This window comes from Pseudonocardia hierapolitana, assembly GCF_007994075.1.
GTDB lineage: Bacteria > Actinomycetota > Actinomycetes > Mycobacteriales > Pseudonocardiaceae > Pseudonocardia > Pseudonocardia hierapolitana.
Map to the genome: position 1 here is coordinate 5,745,308 of NZ_VIWU01000001.1, position 15,144 is coordinate 5,760,451.

A 15,144-nucleotide genomic window follows, 5' to 3' on the forward strand; every position below is an offset into this window, starting at 1 on the left:
CGCCGATGCCGGCACGCGGATCGCAGCGGCGGCGCGACGAGATCGTCCGGCTCGCCACCACATCCGGCCTCGCCAGCGTCGAGGAGCTGTCGCAGACGTTCGGCGTCACGGCCTCGACGATCCGGCGGGACCTCGCGCTGCTGACCACCGAGGGCCGGCTCGCCCGCACCTACGGCGGCGCCATGGCGCTCACCGCGCACCCCGAGACGTCGCTGCGGCAGCGGATCGGGGAGGCGTTCGCGGCCAAGCGGGCGATCGCGCGGGCGGCTGCGGCCGAGGTCGGTCCGGGCGAGACGGTGCTGCTGGACGCGGGCTCGACGGTCGGCGCGCTCGCGCACGAGCTGCGGTCGGTGCCGGGTCTCACGGCCGTCACCGTCGGGCTGACCGCCCTGCAGGAGCTGAGCGACGCCGAGGGGATCACCGTCCACTGCCTCGGCGGCACCCTGCGGCCGCTGAGCCAGGGCTTCGTCGGACCCCTCGCGGAGGCCGCGCTGGAGCGGGTGACGTTCGACCGGGCCTTCCTCGGCGCCGACGGCGTCACCGCCGAAGGGCTGTGCGAGGCCGACCTCGCCCAGACCCGCCTCAAGGAGCTCATGGCGAGGCGGGCCACGGACGTCTACGTGCTCGCGCACGGGGCGAAGCTGGGACGCCGTCCCTTCCACGCCTGGGCCCGGCTGGAGCCCGGCTGGACGCTGATCACGGATGCGAGCGCGGAGCGTGCGAAGGTCGAGCGGCTCCGCGGTGCCGGGATCGCCGTGGTGGTCGCGGGGGCGGACGAGGGCATCGAGTCCTCGGCCTGACCTGCCGGGATCAGTCGGCCCACGTGACGATCAGAAGATCCACACGTTGCTGATCCTGCTCAGGTGAGGTGGTCGAAGTCGCCCCGCACCCAGCCGATGTAGCGGTCGGCCGAGCGGCGCACGGCCGCGCGGGCGTCCGTGTCGACGGTCTTGCCGAAGTTGTCGTAGAGCCGGTCGAACTCGAGCACCTCGACCGCGCGCGTGATCCGGTCCACCACCGCCGCCGACAGCGGGATGCGGTTCGGGTAGCTGCGCATGAACGTCATGGTCGCCCGGTCCGGGTTGGCCTGGATCGTGTCCCCTCCCAGGAGCACGCCCTTGCCGCCTGCGCCGGCCGCCCAGTGGGCCACCGCGCTGCCCGGGAAGTGGCCGCCCAGCTGCAGGAGCCTGACCCCGGGCACGACGTCGAGGGTGCCCGACCACGTGCGGATCACGGGGTCGGGCCGAGCCACCCACTTCTGGTCCGCCTCGGAGACCAGTACCGGCGCGCCGCCCAGCGCCCGGCTCCACTCCACCTGCACCCCGTACATGTGCGGGTGGCTGGCCACGATCGCGGCGACCTCACCCAGCTCCCGGACCTGGCGGGCGGCGTCCTCGTCGACGTAGCCGACCATGTCCCAGATGACGTTGCCTGCGGGCGTGCGCACGAGGTGGGCCTGCTGGCCGATGCCGAGCTTGGGCTCGATGGTGATGCCGAACAGGTCCGGCTCGAGCTCCTGCACCCGGACCTCGTGCCCCGCGGCGGTGAGCTCGTCCAGGGTGGTCCACTGCTGCCCGGCCGCGGGCACCCATTGCCGCTCGTCGGCGCAGATGGCGCACACCTCGACTGCTTCCTCGTGCTCCACCGCGCAGGTGCTGCAGATGTACACCTTCAACCGCCTTGATCTTGTACTATCGTTTGTACAGCCACTGAACCGCAGTGCGCACGGTCGCGTCAAGGGGTGACGGTGCCTGAAGCGCGCCACCGCCGGGTCACGTTGAAGGACATCGCGCAGGACGCAGGCGTCTCCGTGACCACCGCATCCCGCGCCCTCCACGGTGTCACCGGCGGAGCGCGGGCTCCGTCGGCGGACACGACTGCGCGGGTGCTGGCGGCCGCGGCGCGGCTCGGGTACTCCCGCGACCAGTTGGCCAGCGGCCTGCGCACCCGGCGCAGCCGGCTGCTCGGGATGCTCGTCCCACGCCTGTCCGACTACGTCCTGGCCACGATCTACGAGGGCGTCGAGGAGGCCGCACGGCACGCCGGGTACCGCACGGTCGTCGCCAACACCTACGACGACCCGGACGAGCAGCGGGCCCGCGCCGAGGTGATGCTCGACCACCGCGTCGAGGGCCTGATCATCGGCGACGCATCGGAACGCGGCGACCTGCTCGACGATCTGGAGCGCAGGGGCGTCCCGTTCGTGCTCGTCAGCCGGCGGACCGGCGCCCACGCCGCGGTCACCGGCGACGACCTCGCCGGCGGCCGGCTCGTCGCAGAGCACCTCCTCGACCGGGGGCACGTCGGGGTCGCGGTCCTCGCGGGCGAGCCCTACGCCAGCACCGGCAGCGACCGGACCAGGGGGTTCCTGGAGCGCTGGTCGGCCGCGGGCCGGACGGTGCCCGCGGAGCGGGTCGTCCACGGGCCCTTCGACGTCGCAGGCGGGCGGCAGGCGATGCAGCGGGTCCTGGACGCGCCCGGCCCGCCGCCGACCGCGGTCTTCGCCGTGAACGACTTCGCGGCGATCGGGGCGATGGGCGCGTTGCGCGACGCCGGGCTGCGCGTGGGCCGGGACGTGGCCATCGTCGGGTACAACGACGTGTCGCTCGCCGCGGAGCTGCCGATCCCACTGAGCAGCGTCGCCACCCCGAACCTCGAGATGGGGCGCAGGGGAGTGGAGCTCCTCGTCGAGATCCTGGACGGCGAGCGGCCCGGCTCGATCCGGCTGCCTCCACAGCTGCGGGTCAGGGCGTCGAGCGATCGAACTGCGCCCTGATCACGCCTGGAGCGCGAGTACCCGACGCGACTCGGTGAGGCAGGCGGGCGATTGTGCCGTCGCCGCCGCGCTGCTAGACACGGCTGCTCCGGCTCAGGTCGCCCGGCGCCGCGTCGAGCGGCCGAGGGCTCGTCCGACCGTCGGTCACTCCGGGCAGGAGGCCCCACACATGACCCAGTCGACCGTGGACCCGACGTTCTACCGCTCGCCGGCCGAGGCGGCGGCCGCCCCGCCCGAAGAACTGGCCTACGTCGTCGCATTCGACCGGGCCGCGCAGAAGCACGACGCCATGACCGTCGTCGACGTGAACCCGGCGTCCGGCAGCTACGGGCAGGTGGTCGGCTGGACGGACGTCCCGGGCGTCGGCCACGAGCTGCACCACTTCGGCTGGAACGCGTGCTCGAGCGCGCTGCGGCACGAGGGCCACGGCGGCGAGCTCGCCCGGCGGTACCTGCTGGTGCCGGGCCTGCGCTCGTCGGACATCCACGTGCTCGACACCCAGCCGGACCCGCGCTCCCCGCGGCTGGTCCGGACGATCAGCGGCAAGGAGCTGTCGGACAAGGCGGGCTACTCGCGCCCGCACACCATGCACTGCGGGCCGGACGGGGTGTTCCTGACCTGCATCGGCGGCCCGGAGGGCAACGACGACGGTCCCGGCGGGATCGCGCTGCTCGACCACACGACGTTCGACGTCCTGCGTGCCTGGGAGACCGACCGCGGCCCGCAGCACTTCGCCTACGACGCATGGTGGCACCTCAACCAGAACACGCTGATCTCCAGCGAGTGGGGCAGCCCCTCGATGATCGAGGACGGCGTCGTGCCGGAGCTGTTGCTGGGTGGGAAGTACGGCCACGCCCTGCACTTCTGGGACCTGGCCGACGGCAGGCACGTCCAGAGCGTCGACCTGGGCGCCCAGCACCAGATGGTCCTCGAGGTCCGCCCGTCCCACGACCCGGACGCCACATGGGGCTTCGTCGGGGTCGTGATCTCCACGGAGGATCTGTCCGGCTCGATCTGGCGGTGGTTCCGCGACGGTGACGAGTGGAAGGTCGAGAAGGTCATCAGCGTTCCCGCCGAGCCCGCCGACCCGGACCGGCTGCCTCCCGCGCTGAAGCCCTTCGGCGCCGTGCCGCCGCTCATCACCGACATCGACCTGTCGGTGGACGACCGGTTCCTCTACGTCTCCTGCTGGGGTACCGGCGAGATGAAGCAGTTCGACGTCACCGACCCCGCACACCCGAGGCAGACCGGGTCCGTCCGGCTCGGCGGCATCGTCGACCGGGCCGCCCACCCCGCCCGGCCGGACCTGCCGCTCGCAGGCGGGCCGCAGATGGTCGAGGTCAGCCGCGACGGGAGCCGCGTCTACTTCACCAACTCGCTCTACGGCGCGTGGGACGACCAGTTCTACCCCGACGGCGTCGGCGCGTGGATGGCGAAACTGGACGTGGACCCGGCAGGCGGGCTCGCCGTGGACGAGCGCTTCTTCCCGCACGGGGACGACTTCCGGGGCCTGCGGCCGCACCAGATCCGCCTGCAGGGAGGCGACGCGTCCTCGGACTCGTACTGCTACCGCTGAGGGCCGGTAGCCCGTGCATGATCATCGTGTGGGTGCGCTGCCGGCCGTATGCGGCCGCCAACGCACCGAACGCGTGATCATTCAGCTATCCGTGGCCAGGTGACCGGCCGGTCCGGTACCGCTTTCCCCGTCATCAGGGCCGGGTGCAGACTCGCACCATGACCGGTGCGCAGCCCAGCCCCGCGTCCCGCATCGTGACGCCGGTGATCACCACCCCGCAGACCCAGCGGCTGATCCCCTTCCTGGGCCAGTCGTACCGCGTGCTGGTCTCGGGCCAGGACACCGGCGGCACCTTCGCCGTGATGGAGACCGGGGCCGCGCGGGGCCACGGCAGCCCGATGCACGTGCACCGCAACGACTGCGAGGTCTTCCTCGTCCTCGAGGGCACGCTGCGGGTCGTCGTGGACGGACAGGAGCACGAGGCCGGCGCCGGCAGTGCCGCCGTGCTGCCGGCGGGCCGCCCGCACGGTTTCGTCGTCACCAGCGAGGCCGCGCGCTACCTGACGCTGCACCACGGGCCCACGTTCGAAGAGTTCACGGCGGCCGCCGCAGGCGAGGGCGACGGCATCCCCGACCCGTCGCGGCTGGCCGAGATCGCCGCCGCGTACGGCATCGACATCATCGGTCCCCCGCCGGCCCCCTGAGCGAGCTCCCCGTCCGGTGGCCGGGCCGCTCGTCGGCGAGGTCTCCGCACCTGCTGGACGGCCTCGCCGCTCGGCTTCCGGCTGAGACGTGATCGACGAGAGCGTGACGGGCCCGCCGTGCAACGCGGTCCTCAGGGGGTCAGGAGCGCATCCACGTCCGCGTACCGCGCGAGCGCGTCCGGGTCGAGGTCGATGCCGAGACCGGGGGAGTCCGGGATGGGGAGCATGCCGTTCTCGTCGAGCTGCCACGGGCGGGTGACGATCTCGTCGACGTACGGCGAGCCGGTGAGGTACTCGACCAGGTCGGTGTCGGGGAGAGCGGAGGCGAGCTGGAGGTCGGCCGCCAGCCCGACCGCGGTGTTCCACCCGTGCGGGATCAGGCGGACGCCGTGGTCGTGGGCCGCCCAGCCGATGCGCCGTTGCTCGCTCAGCCCGCCGACCTTCGTCACGTCCGGCTGCACGACGTCGAGCGCCCCGGCCTCCAGCCAGGGGTGGAAGCTCTGCCTGCGGGTCAGCACCTCCCCGCCGGCGATCGCGACGGGTGCCTCGCGCCTCAGTGCGACGTAGTCCGCCAGGGCGTCCGGTGGAAGCGGCTCCTCGAACCACGCGACGTCGTAGCGCTCGAGCATGCCCGCGGTCCTCAGCGCCCACTTATAGCCGTGGGACCAGGTGGAGTCGCTGGCACCTGCGTCGACCATGAGCAGGGCGTCGGGTCCGACGGCTTCCCTCGCCGCAGCCACGATCTCCTCGTCCAGCCGGGCACCGACCCGCCCGAACGGGCCCCAGCCGATCTTGAACGCGGTCCAGCCGCGGCCGACGAGCATCCGCAGTTCGGCGGCGAGGCGGTCGGGCTCGTCCATGAGCAGCGACGCGTACGGGCGGACGCGGTCGCGGTAGCGGCCGCCGAGCAGCCGGCCGACGGGCTGCCCGGTCGCCTTGCCGAGCACGTCCCACAGCGCCGTGTCGACGCCGCTGATCGTGTGGGTGACCGATCCGCCCCTGCCCATCCAGAAGGTGGTGCGGTGCAGGCGTTCGGCGACGCGCTCCGGTTCGAGGGCCTCCTCGCCGATCAGCAGCGGTGACAGCACGTCCAGCGCGGCGCGCACCAGCGCCTCGCTCGTGAACACGCTGCCGATCCCGACGATCCCCTCGTCGGTGTGCACGGCCACGAGCGTGTGGACGACGTCGTCGCTCTCCAATTCCTCGGTCCAGCCTCCGGCCGGAGTGGCACCGCGGAGGCCTGCCGCGCGGACGGCACGGATCTTCATCTGGCATCTCTCCTCGTACTGGGCGGTTCAGGTCGAGCGGGGCAGGAAGCGGCCGGCCCGGACGCCGCGGTGCTCGCCGCGGTCGACGACGAGCGCGCCGTTCACGATGACGTAGGGCACCCCGGCCGCGTAGCCGTCGGGCAGCCGGAACGTCTCCTGCCGGGCGAGCGTCGCGGTGTCGAGGACCGCGACGTCGGCCCAGGCCCCCGCGGTGAGGCGGCCGCGGCCGTCGATGCCGAAGTGGTCGGCCACCATCGCGGTCATCTTGTGCACGGCCTCGGCCAGCCCGAGCGTGCCGCGCTGCAGGACGTGGTGGGCGAGGTAGTGCGTGTGCCCGCTGAAGAACAACGGGTGGCGGGTCCGGGCGGCGAGGGGACCGTCGGTGCGGCTGGAGAACCCGTCGACGCCGAGGCAGAACAGCGGGTGGGCGACGGCCTCCGCGACGTGCTCCTCGGTGAACAGCCGCCCCACCAGCTGAACGGCCGGGAGGTCGGGGCCTGCGGCCTCCAGGACGTCGAGGAAGCAGTCCCACTCGTCGCGCCCGCGGCGGCGTGCGATCTCCGGGAAGGACAGGCCCTCCCACTCCGGTGTCGCCGGGCTCGTGGCGAGCAGGACGCGGTCCCACTCGCCCCGGTGCACGAACCGCCAGTAGCGGTCGGAGTCGGCGCGCACCCGCCGCCGGACTCCGGGATCCCCGAGGCGCTGCGCGGCCGCCGCTGCCCCGTCCGCGAGCAGCCACCCGGGCAGGAGGCCGGCCGCGAGACCGATGCCGTCCGGGTACGGGGTCATGTCGGCCAGCACGTCGAGGCCCGCGTCCCGCTCGGCCTGCAGCCGCTCGACGGCGCGCTGCCACCCGTCGGGCGGCGCACCGGTGTTGTGGCGGACGTTCAGGTGCGACAGCTGCGCGGCGAGCCCGTGCGGGCGGGCGACCCGGAAGAACTCCTCGATTGCGGCGGCCAGCCCGGCATCGCGGTTGCGGACGTGACTGGCGTACATCCCGCCGCGCCCGGCCAGCACCGCGGCGAGGTCGGAGAGCTCCGCGGTACGCGACTCGCGGCCCGCCCCGTACTCCAGTCCGGTCGACATGCCGAGCGCGCCGGAGTCCAGGGCGTCCGCGAGCAGCCGGCGCATCGTCCGCAGCTGCTCGCCGGTGACGTCGGGCCCGCTCGCCCCCGCGGCCTCGCGCAGCGCGGTGTGGCCGACGAACCAGGCCAGGTTCTGCGCCGTGCCGCCACCCTCGCGGTGCACGCGGTCGACGAGCTCGCCGAACGAGCGCCAGTCCGCCTCCCCGTCGTGACCGAACGCGGCGAGGGCCGCCCGGGCCGCCGGTGCGGTCGCGTCCGTCACCGGGGCGTAGGTGACGCCGCAGTTCCCGACGATCTCGGTCGTCACCCCCTGCCGGATCGTGCTCTGCGCGTCCCGGTTGCCGAGCACCGACCAGTCCGAGTGGCTGTGCGGGTCGATCAGTCCCGGCGTCACGACGAGGCCGGTCGCGTCGATCACGAGCCCGGCCGGCACGGCGAGCCCCGGCCGGACGGCGACGACCCGGTCGCCGGAGATGCCGATGTCGGCGCGGTACGGGCCGGCACCGGTGCCGTCGACCACGGTCCCGCCCGCGACGACGATGTCGAGGCTCACAGGGCCTCCGCGTGCCGGTCGCGCACCGCCTGCAGCACCAGCAGCGACACGACCACGCCGAAAGTCAGGTAGTACGCAGGCGCCATCGGGGTGCCGGTGCTCGTGGCGAGGAGGGTGTTGACGAACGGCGCGGTTCCGCCGAAAACCGCGACACCGATGTTGTAGGAGCTCGAGAACGCGGTGGAGCGCACCCGCGTGGGGAACAGCTCGACGAACATCGCCGCCATCGGGCCGGAGACCGTCGCGAACAGCACGACGAAGAGGATCTGGCCTGCGAGGGCGCCTGCGTACGTCCCGCTGGTGACGAGCAGGAAGATCGGGTACGTGCCGACGGCGAAGCCGACGAGGGCCGCCGCCATGAGGGGCTTGCGGCCGACGCGGTCCGACAGCGCGCCCGCGAGGACGATCAGCGGGACCTCGATCGCGAGCGCGACGACGTTCGTCGCGAGGGCGGTGGGCAGCGGCAGCTCGGTGACGCCCGCGAGGTAGGCGGGGAAGCTGGTGGCCGTGTAGCCGCACAGGGTGACCCCGAAGACGACGCCGAGCAGCACCAGCCAGTTCCGCCGGATGGTGCGGCCGTCCGGTGCTGGGGCGTCCTCCGCTTGCACGAAGACCGGCGACTCGTCCAGCCGGAGCCGGACGAACAGGCCGACCGCGGCGACGACGCCGCCGAGGAGGAACGGCAGGCGCCACGCCCACGAGTCCACGGCGTCCTGGGCGAGACCGCCGACGACCACCGTCGCCGTGCCGGTCCCGAGCAGGAAGCCCGCGACGGTCGAGGCCTGCACGATCCCGCTGCACAGGCCGCGCCTTCCGGTGCGGGCGTACTCGATGAGGAAGGTGGCACCGCCGGTCCACTCGGCACCGACCGCGAGTCCCTGCACCATCCGCAGGGCCACGAGCAGGGCGGGCGCGAGGACACCTGCGGTCGCGTACGTCGGCAGGAGGCCGATGCCGAGGCTCGCCGCTCCGACGACGACCATGGTGATCGCGAGCATGCTCCGCCGCCCGACCCGATCGCCGAGGCGGCCGAAGACGATCCCGCCGAGTGGCCGGCAGACGAACCCCACCGCGTAGGAACCGAGGGTCACGAGCAGCGAGACGGCCGGATCCTCGGAGGGGAAGAACAGCCGGCCGATCACCGTGGCCAGGGCGGCGTAGATCGCGAAGTCGTACCACTCCAGGACGGTGCCGATCACGGCGGCGGCGAGGACGCGCCGGGGAACCCCGAGGTCGGCCCTCGCGGGCGGTGCGGACGGCTGCATCGGCCTGCCCCCTTCGGAAGCGCTGGTAGAGCCCTGTCGGGGAGCGGACCGTAATCGACGATTTGGCAGATGGTCAACCATTTGCCATGAGGGTGGCCGATCGCCTACGGTGGTCGCCGCCCGGCGAACAGGAGGACCGTGAGCACGTCAGCCCCGAGCGGTGCCGTACCCGAGTCGCGCCGCGAGTGGATCCTGCGCTGGCTGCGTCATGCGATCGCGACCGGCGAGCTGGAACCGGGGGAGCGTCTGGTCGAGCGGGACATCTCCGCGCGGTCGGGGGTGAGCCGGGGCCCCGTCCGCGAGGCGATCATGATCCTGGAGCAGGAGGGCCTCGTCGTCTCCCACCCCTACCGCGGGGCGCAGGTCGCCCCCGTCTCCGCGGACGAGGTGCGCGAGGTCCTGGTCCCGATCCGGCAGACGATCGAGCGCTTCGCCTTCCGGAACGCCGCGGCGCTGCCGGATCTGCTCGGCAGGCTCGAGGGGATCGTCCGGGACATGGAGTCCGCGGCGCGGCGCGGCGATGCCGACCGCCTGGCCGACCTCGACGTCGACTTCCACGAGGCCGTGATCAGAGCCGCCGGCCACCCGCAGACGCTGCAGATATGGCGCACGATCCAGCCCCGCGTCCGCGCCTACTTCGTCCGGGACGCGCCCGCCCACCCGAGTCCCGACGAGATCCCGCGCCAGCACCGGGAGCTGCTGGATGCCCTGCGCACCGGCGACCCGGCCATCGTCGATCGCGCGGTGGCCGACCACATCGAGCTGCACCTGCACGATCCGGGCCGGGCCCGCTGAGCCGTGCCGGTCAGGCGATCGCCCGCCGCAGCCAGCCGGCCACCCCGTCGATGTGCACGGTCGCGCGGGCGGCCACGAGCGCAGCGTCCCCGCGGGCGAGCGCGTCGATGATCATCCGGTGCTCGGTGAGGCTGCGCTCCGTCGAACCCTCCTCGGAGAGGCCGCGCCAGATCCGCGCCCGCAGCGTGCTGCTGGAGAGGGTGTCGAGCAGGCTCGTCAGGTAGGTGTTGCCGGCGAGCTCGGCGATGCGCCGGTGGAACACCTGGTCGTGCGCCACGAGCTCGTCCACCGTGGGGGAGTCGCCCAGCGCGGCGAGCAGGTCCCGCAGCTCCTCGACGTCCGGAGGTGCGACGCGGGCGGCGGCCATCGAGGCCGCCGCGGGCTCCAGGATGCGCCGCACCTCGAACAGCTCCAGCAACGACGAGTCCTGGTGGATGTCCACCACGAAGGACATGGCGTCGAGCAGCGTGTCGGGCGTCAGGCTCGTGACGTAGGTGCCGTCGCCGCGGCGGACGTCGAGCACGCGGATGATCTCCAGGGCCTTCACGGCCTCGCGCAGCGAGCTGCGGGACAGGCCCAGCGCCTCGGACAGCTCCTTCTCCGGCGGCAGCCGGTCGCCGGGCCCGAGCTCGCCGGAGCGGATCATCTCCTTGATCTTTCCGATGGCCTCGTCGGTGACGGCCATCAGCGGACGTCGAACCCGACCGCCACGGGCAGCTCCGAGTTCCGGGTCGGGTCCACGGCGATCCCGGCGGTGTCGGCCCGCGCCGCCACCGGGGTGCCGTCGGCGAGTGCGGCCGAGGAGAGCTCGAGCCGGTCGGCGCGGGCGGGCAGGACGACGGGGCCGGGTGCGTCGACGAAGGCCCACGCACGATCGCCGGTGCGGGTCCAGCGCACCCACGGGTCGTCGGACGGGTCGGCGATGCCGGCGTCCAGGGGCCGGGAGCCGTGGACGGTGCGCGAGTGCAACGCCATCCAGGTGGCCAGCTCCTCCAGGGTGCGGCGCTGCCCGTCGGGGATCAGGCCACTCGCGGTCGGACCGACGTTGAGCAGCAGGTTCCCGCCACGGGAGACCACGTCGACGAGGTGGCGCGTGAGGCGTGGCCCGCTCAGCAGGTGCCGGGAGTCCTCCACCTGGTTGTAGCCGAACGACAGCCCGATGCCCCGGTTGTTCTCCCATGCCGGGGCGGTCTCGGCCTCGAGGCCGTGCTGGTACTCGCTCGTGCGGTAGTCCCGGTGCGTGTCGCCCCAGCGGTCGTTCACGACGCCGTCGGGCACCGTCGCGTAGAACTGCCGGAACAGCTCGGCGAGCCCGAGCGCGCCGTCGTGCTTGCCGGCGTCGGGCCACTCGATGTCGTTCCACAGCACGTCCGGACGGTACCTCTCGACCAGGTCGCGGACGTGCAGGTACGCGTAGGCCGCGTACGCCGCATCGTTCGGACGCCGTGCACGCACGTTCGCGAAGGTGTCGATCACCGGGAGGTGCTCGGTGACGCTCCAGTCGAGCCCGCCGGAGTAGTACACGCCGAACCGCATCCCGGCCGCGCGCACGGCGGTCGCCAGGTCGCCGACCAGGTCGCGCCGCGGGCCGCGGTGCACCGTGTTGCGTGCGGCGGTGCCCGGGGCGTCCCACAGCGCGATGCCGTCGTGGTGCTTCGTCGTCGGCACGACGTAGCGCGCCCCGGCCCGCGCGAAGAGCGCGCACCAGTCCTGCGGGTCGAACTCCTCGGCGCGCCATGCGTCGAGGAAGTCGTCGTAGGGCGCGTCGCCGTAGGTCTCCTGGTGGTGCTTGCGCGCCGGGCTGTCGTCGAACCGGATCGTGTTCCAGTACCACTCGGCGTAGGCGTTGTGGCGGAACCACGTGCGCTCGTCGACGGTGCCGAGCTCGCCGGTCGGCTCCGCCCATGCCGGCACCGAGTAGGCGCCCCAGTGGACGAAGATCCCGAACTTGGCGTCGGCGTACCACTGCGGCAGCGGACGCTCCAGCCGGCTCCAGTCGACGGTCAAGAGATCCTCCCGGGAGTTCACCGGCCACCGAGGCCGGACAGTGCGATGCCGCGGACGAGGTGGCGCTGCAGCAGCACGACCATGACGACCGTCGGCAGCATCGAGATCGCCGCGGCGGCCATGAGCAGGTGCCACTGGTTGCCGTTCTGGGACAGGAAGAGGTTGAGCCCGAGCGGCACGGTCGACATGTCGCGGCTGTTCACGACGATCAGCGGCCACAGGAAGCTGTTCCAGTAGTTGATGAAGGTGAACGCCGCGAGCACCGCGATGGCCGGCCGGGCGATCGGCATCACAACCTGCAGCAGGATGCGCAGCCGGCTCGCGCCGTCGATCGTGGCGGCCTCCTCCAGCTCCCGCGGAATGGTCAGGAAGAACTGGCGCAGCAGGAACGTGCCGAACGCGGTGAACGCCCACGGCAGGATCAGCGCGGCGTAGCTGTCGACCCAGCCGAACTGCTGCATGAGGATGAACATCGGGACCACCGTGACCTCCTGCGGCACCATCAGCGTGCCCAGGTAGAGCAGGAAGATCCGGTCCCGGAACCGGAAGCGCAGCCGCGCGAACGCGTACGCCGACAGCACCGACGTCACGCACACCACGGCCGTGCCCGCCAGCGCGACGTACAGGCCGTTGAGCATGAACCGGCCGAACGGCAGGTAGCCCCACGCCTCGGCGAAGTTGGACCAGCGGATCTCCGACCCGACGAGCCCGTTGCCCGCGCCGAACACCTCGGCCGGCGGCTTGAGCGCCGTCGCGATCATCCACACGAACGGCATGAGGAACAGCAGGAGCACGGCCGTGAGCAGCACCTGCGACACCACCGTGCGCGGGCTGGTACGCGGGCGCGACCGCCGTACGGGAATCGCGTCTGCAGGAGCCGGTGGTGCGAGAGTCTCGGTCGTCGCGCTGTTAATCGTCATAGTGGACCCACCGCTTCTGGCCGAGGAACTGCAGCGCGGTGACCAGCATGATGATCATGAAGAGGAACCAGCCGATCGTCGACGCCGTCCCGAGGTCGAACTGCACGAAGCCCTCGCGGTAGAGGTGGAGCACCATCGTCTCGGTGGCGACGCCCGGCCCGCCCGCGGTGAGGGCGTAGGGCTGGACGAACACCTGGAACGAGGTGATCAGCGTCATGATCATCGCGAAGAACATCGACGGCGAGAGCATCGGCAGCGTGACGCTCCAGAACCGGCGCAGCGGCCCGGCCCCGTCGATGGACGCCGCCTCGTGCAGGCTCTGCGGGATCGCGTCGAGCCCGGCGGAGAAGACCAGCATGTTGTAGCCGAACCCCTGCCAGACCGACATGAGGATCACCGCGGCCATCGCCCACCGGTTGTCGCCGAGGAAGTTCGGCGCGGGCGTCCCGAGCACCGCCTGGAACGCCTGGTCGATCGCGCCACCGGGCTGGTACAGCAGCCGCCACACCAGAGCGTTCGCGATCATCGGGGTGACCGTCGGGATGAAGAACAGCAGGCGGTAGAGCCCACGCCCGCGTATGCGGGGCGAGATCCACAGCGCCAGCCCGAGCGACACGACGATGTTGAGCGGCACGTAGACCACCACGAACACCAGCGTGTTCAGCATGACCCGGTGGAAGATCGGGTCGCTGAGCAGCTCGACGAAGTTCTCCAGCCCGACGAACCGCCGCCGCCCGAGCACCGGCCACGCGAAGAAGCTGATGGCCAGCGACCCGACGAGCGGGATGAGCGTGAACAGCAGGAACCCGCTCGTGCTCGGCGCGAGGAATCCCAGGGCGGCGCGGCCGTCGCCGCGGTGCACGCCGCCGCCCGGTTCGGCGGCGGCGCGTGGGGTGGGAGGTGCAGGTACCGACAGCGTCACGGCGTCGTCACCCCGCCTGCTGCTGCACCGTGTTCAGGAAGTCCGGCACGCTCTGCTGGCCGTTCACCGCCTCCACGCCGTACTGCATGAACAGCTGGTTGACCTGCTGGTAGTTCTCGGTGGCAGGCGCCGGCACGCCGTTCTCGATCGCCGCCAGCAGTCCGTCCTTCGCACCGGCGAGCTCCGGGCTGAACCACGAGTCCTGCTGTGCGGTGCGCGCCGGGAACGCCCGGCCCTGCTCGGCGAGGTACTGCAGCCCCTCGGGGCCCGTGAGCACGGCGATGGCCTGCAGCGCCTTGTCCGGGTCGGGACAGGTCTGCGAGATCCCGAACCCGGACCCGGCCACCTGGCTGTGCGAGCCGGAGTCGCCCGACGGGATCGGCGCCACGCCCACCTCGAACTGCGCCTGGTCCATCACGTTGACCAGCTGCCACGGCCCGTCGACGACCATCGCGGCGTCCCCCGCGATGAACGAGTTCAGTGCGGGCGTGGCGTCGTTGGTGGCCACCACCTGGGGTGCGACCTTGAGCTGGGTGACGAGGTCGGCGTACCACTGGACGGCCTCGACGAAGCCCTCCTGCGTGAGCTCCAGCTCGCCCTGGGCGTTGAGCGGCCCGGTGCCCTGCAACGACAGCGACCACGGGATCACGGCGTCGATCGTGGGGTAGACCGCGAAGCCGTACTTGCCCCCACTGGTGAGCGACTGCGCCGCGGAGAGGAAGTCCTGCACGGTCCAGCTCGTGGTCGGCACCGGAACGCCCGCCTCGCGGAATCGGTCGGCGTTGTAGAACATGAGCAGCGGCCCGAAGTCGTACGGCACGGCGAGCTGCTGGCCGTCGACCTGCAACGCCTTCCAGATCGACGGGTCGAAGTCGGCACCGTCGATCCCGGCCCCGGCCAGCATGTCGTCGAGCGGCACGAGCAGCTGGCTGATGCTGGGTGCCCGGTAGGACTGCACGCCGAGGATGCAGCCCGCGTCGCCGCCGCTCGCCTGCGCAGCGAGCTTGGTCCAGTAGTCGTTGAAGCTGCTGGTCTGGAAGTCGAGGGCCAGGTCGGGGTGCTTCGCCGTGACCATCTGGGAGAGGTGGTTCCACGCGTCCACCTCGGCGGTGGAGCCGCTCCACATGTTCCAGACCATCGTGGTCCTGCCGTCTGCGGTCGTGCTGCCCCCGCCGCCGCCGGAGCCGCAGGCGGCCACGGCCAGAGCGAGGGTGGCGGCAGCAGCCACCGCGAGCGCGCGCTTCCGAATCGTCTTGACCGTCATGGTGCTCCTCGGCATTGAGTGAGACATCCGATGTTCGGCCTACTCTGTCGCCCAGAATGCCGCGAGTCA

The 15,144-nt window shown here is 72.2% G+C and carries 14 protein-coding genes; 5 read left to right on the forward strand and 9 right to left on the reverse strand.

The window, feature by feature from the left end; genetic code table 11:
- Positions 1 to 5: 5 nt before the first annotated feature.
- On the forward strand, positions 6 to 800 hold the full coding sequence (locus tag FHX44_RS27360) for a DeoR/GlpR family DNA-binding transcription regulator (RefSeq protein ID WP_147258424.1): 795 nt from the start codon (positions 6 to 8) through the stop codon (positions 798 to 800).
- 59 nt (positions 801 to 859) lie between these two features.
- Here the strand turns inward: FHX44_RS27360 and FHX44_RS27365 are convergent, their stop codons facing one another.
- Positions 860 to 1,669 carry an MBL fold metallo-hydrolase gene (locus tag FHX44_RS27365; protein ID WP_246171008.1) on the reverse strand — a complete coding sequence of 270 codons (810 nt, stop codon included), beginning with the start codon at positions 1,667 to 1,669 and terminating at the stop codon, positions 860 to 862.
- A 78-nt stretch (positions 1,670 to 1,747) separates the two neighbouring features.
- Between FHX44_RS27365 and FHX44_RS27370 the strand changes: the two genes are divergently transcribed.
- The 3 genes from FHX44_RS27370 to FHX44_RS27380 all read left to right on the forward strand — a co-directional run bounded on the left by FHX44_RS27370 (position 1,748) and on the right by FHX44_RS27380 (position 4,996).
- Positions 1,748 to 2,776, forward strand: a complete 1,029-nt coding sequence (locus FHX44_RS27370; protein WP_147258426.1) for a LacI family DNA-binding transcriptional regulator — start codon at positions 1,748 to 1,750, stop codon at positions 2,774 to 2,776.
- A 169-nt stretch (positions 2,777 to 2,945) separates the two neighbouring features.
- Positions 2,946 to 4,352 (forward strand): selenium-binding protein SBP56-related protein, encoded by a 1,407-nt coding sequence (locus tag FHX44_RS27375; protein WP_147258427.1) that lies wholly within the window; start codon positions 2,946 to 2,948, stop codon positions 4,350 to 4,352.
- Between the two features lie 158 nt (positions 4,353 to 4,510).
- The gene (locus FHX44_RS27380; protein WP_147258428.1) at positions 4,511 to 4,996 is read left to right on the forward strand and encodes a cupin domain-containing protein; all 486 of its coding nucleotides are present in this window, start codon (positions 4,511 to 4,513) and stop codon (positions 4,994 to 4,996) included.
- A 131-nt stretch (positions 4,997 to 5,127) separates the two neighbouring features.
- On the opposite strand, the gene FHX44_RS27385 is transcribed toward FHX44_RS27380, so the two are convergent.
- The 3 genes from FHX44_RS27385 to FHX44_RS27395 are packed head-to-tail and all read right to left on the reverse strand — an operon-like array spanning position 5,128 to position 9,167.
- A complete protein-coding gene (locus tag FHX44_RS27385) occupies positions 5,128 to 6,264 on the reverse strand; it encodes a mandelate racemase/muconate lactonizing enzyme family protein (protein ID WP_147258429.1) in 1,137 nt (378 codons plus the stop codon).
- A gap of 27 nt (positions 6,265 to 6,291) precedes the next feature.
- Positions 6,292 to 7,902: an N-acyl-D-amino-acid deacylase family protein gene (locus FHX44_RS27390; protein ID WP_147258430.1), complete on the reverse strand. Its 1,611-nt coding sequence runs from the start codon at positions 7,900 to 7,902 to the stop codon at positions 6,292 to 6,294.
- Positions 7,899 to 9,167 carry an MFS transporter gene (locus FHX44_RS27395; protein ID WP_147258431.1) on the reverse strand — a complete coding sequence of 423 codons (1,269 nt, stop codon included), beginning with the start codon at positions 9,165 to 9,167 and terminating at the stop codon, positions 7,899 to 7,901. Before FHX44_RS27395 ends, FHX44_RS27390 begins: the two co-directional genes overlap by 4 nt.
- Positions 9,168 to 9,305: 138 nt before the next feature.
- Between FHX44_RS27395 and FHX44_RS27400 the strand changes: the two genes are divergently transcribed.
- Positions 9,306 to 9,962 (forward strand): GntR family transcriptional regulator, encoded by a 657-nt coding sequence (locus FHX44_RS27400; protein ID WP_147258432.1) that lies wholly within the window; start codon positions 9,306 to 9,308, stop codon positions 9,960 to 9,962.
- A gap of 10 nt (positions 9,963 to 9,972) precedes the next feature.
- On the opposite strand, the gene FHX44_RS27405 is transcribed toward FHX44_RS27400, so the two are convergent.
- From FHX44_RS27405 to FHX44_RS27425, 5 genes are all read right to left on the reverse strand, one after another.
- Positions 9,973 to 10,647: a FadR/GntR family transcriptional regulator gene (locus FHX44_RS27405; RefSeq protein WP_147258433.1), complete on the reverse strand. Its 675-nt coding sequence runs from the start codon at positions 10,645 to 10,647 to the stop codon at positions 9,973 to 9,975.
- Positions 10,647 to 11,969, reverse strand: coding sequence for an alpha-L-fucosidase (locus FHX44_RS27410; protein ID WP_212612665.1), 1,323 nt, complete (start codon positions 11,967 to 11,969; stop codon positions 10,647 to 10,649). Before FHX44_RS27410 ends, FHX44_RS27405 begins: the two co-directional genes overlap by 1 nt.
- Positions 11,970 to 11,986: 17 nt before the next feature.
- Positions 11,987 to 12,778 carry a carbohydrate ABC transporter permease gene (locus FHX44_RS27415; protein WP_212612666.1) on the reverse strand — a complete coding sequence of 264 codons (792 nt, stop codon included), beginning with the start codon at positions 12,776 to 12,778 and terminating at the stop codon, positions 11,987 to 11,989.
- Between the two features lie 100 nt (positions 12,779 to 12,878).
- Complete coding sequence (locus FHX44_RS27420) at positions 12,879 to 13,811, reverse strand: carbohydrate ABC transporter permease (protein WP_212612667.1); 933 nt, start codon at positions 13,809 to 13,811, stop codon at positions 12,879 to 12,881.
- Positions 13,812 to 13,818: 7 nt separating this feature from the next.
- On the reverse strand, positions 13,819 to 15,075 hold the full coding sequence (locus FHX44_RS27425) for an ABC transporter substrate-binding protein (RefSeq protein ID WP_170309064.1): 1,257 nt from the start codon (positions 15,073 to 15,075) through the stop codon (positions 13,819 to 13,821).
- Between the last annotated feature and the right edge of the window lie 69 nt (positions 15,076 to 15,144).

Coding starts and splice junctions, on each gene's coding strand:
- FHX44_RS27360 (WP_147258424.1), top strand. CDS start 6: ATGCCGGCACGCGGATCGCAGCGGCGGCGCGACGAGATCGTCCGGCTC.
- FHX44_RS27375 (WP_147258427.1), top strand. CDS start 2,946: ATGACCCAGTCGACCGTGGACCCGACGTTCTACCGCTCGCCGGCCGAG.
- FHX44_RS27380 (WP_147258428.1), top strand. CDS start 4,511: ATGACCGGTGCGCAGCCCAGCCCCGCGTCCCGCATCGTGACGCCGGTG.
- FHX44_RS27385 (WP_147258429.1), bottom strand. CDS start 6,264: ATGAAGATCCGTGCCGTCCGCGCGGCAGGCCTCCGCGGTGCCACTCCG.
- FHX44_RS27395 (WP_147258431.1), bottom strand. CDS start 9,167: ATGCAGCCGTCCGCACCGCCCGCGAGGGCCGACCTCGGGGTTCCCCGG.
- FHX44_RS27405 (WP_147258433.1), bottom strand. CDS start 10,647: ATGGCCGTCACCGACGAGGCCATCGGAAAGATCAAGGAGATGATCCGC.
- FHX44_RS27425 (WP_170309064.1), bottom strand. CDS start 15,075: ATGACGGTCAAGACGATTCGGAAGCGCGCGCTCGCGGTGGCTGCTGCC.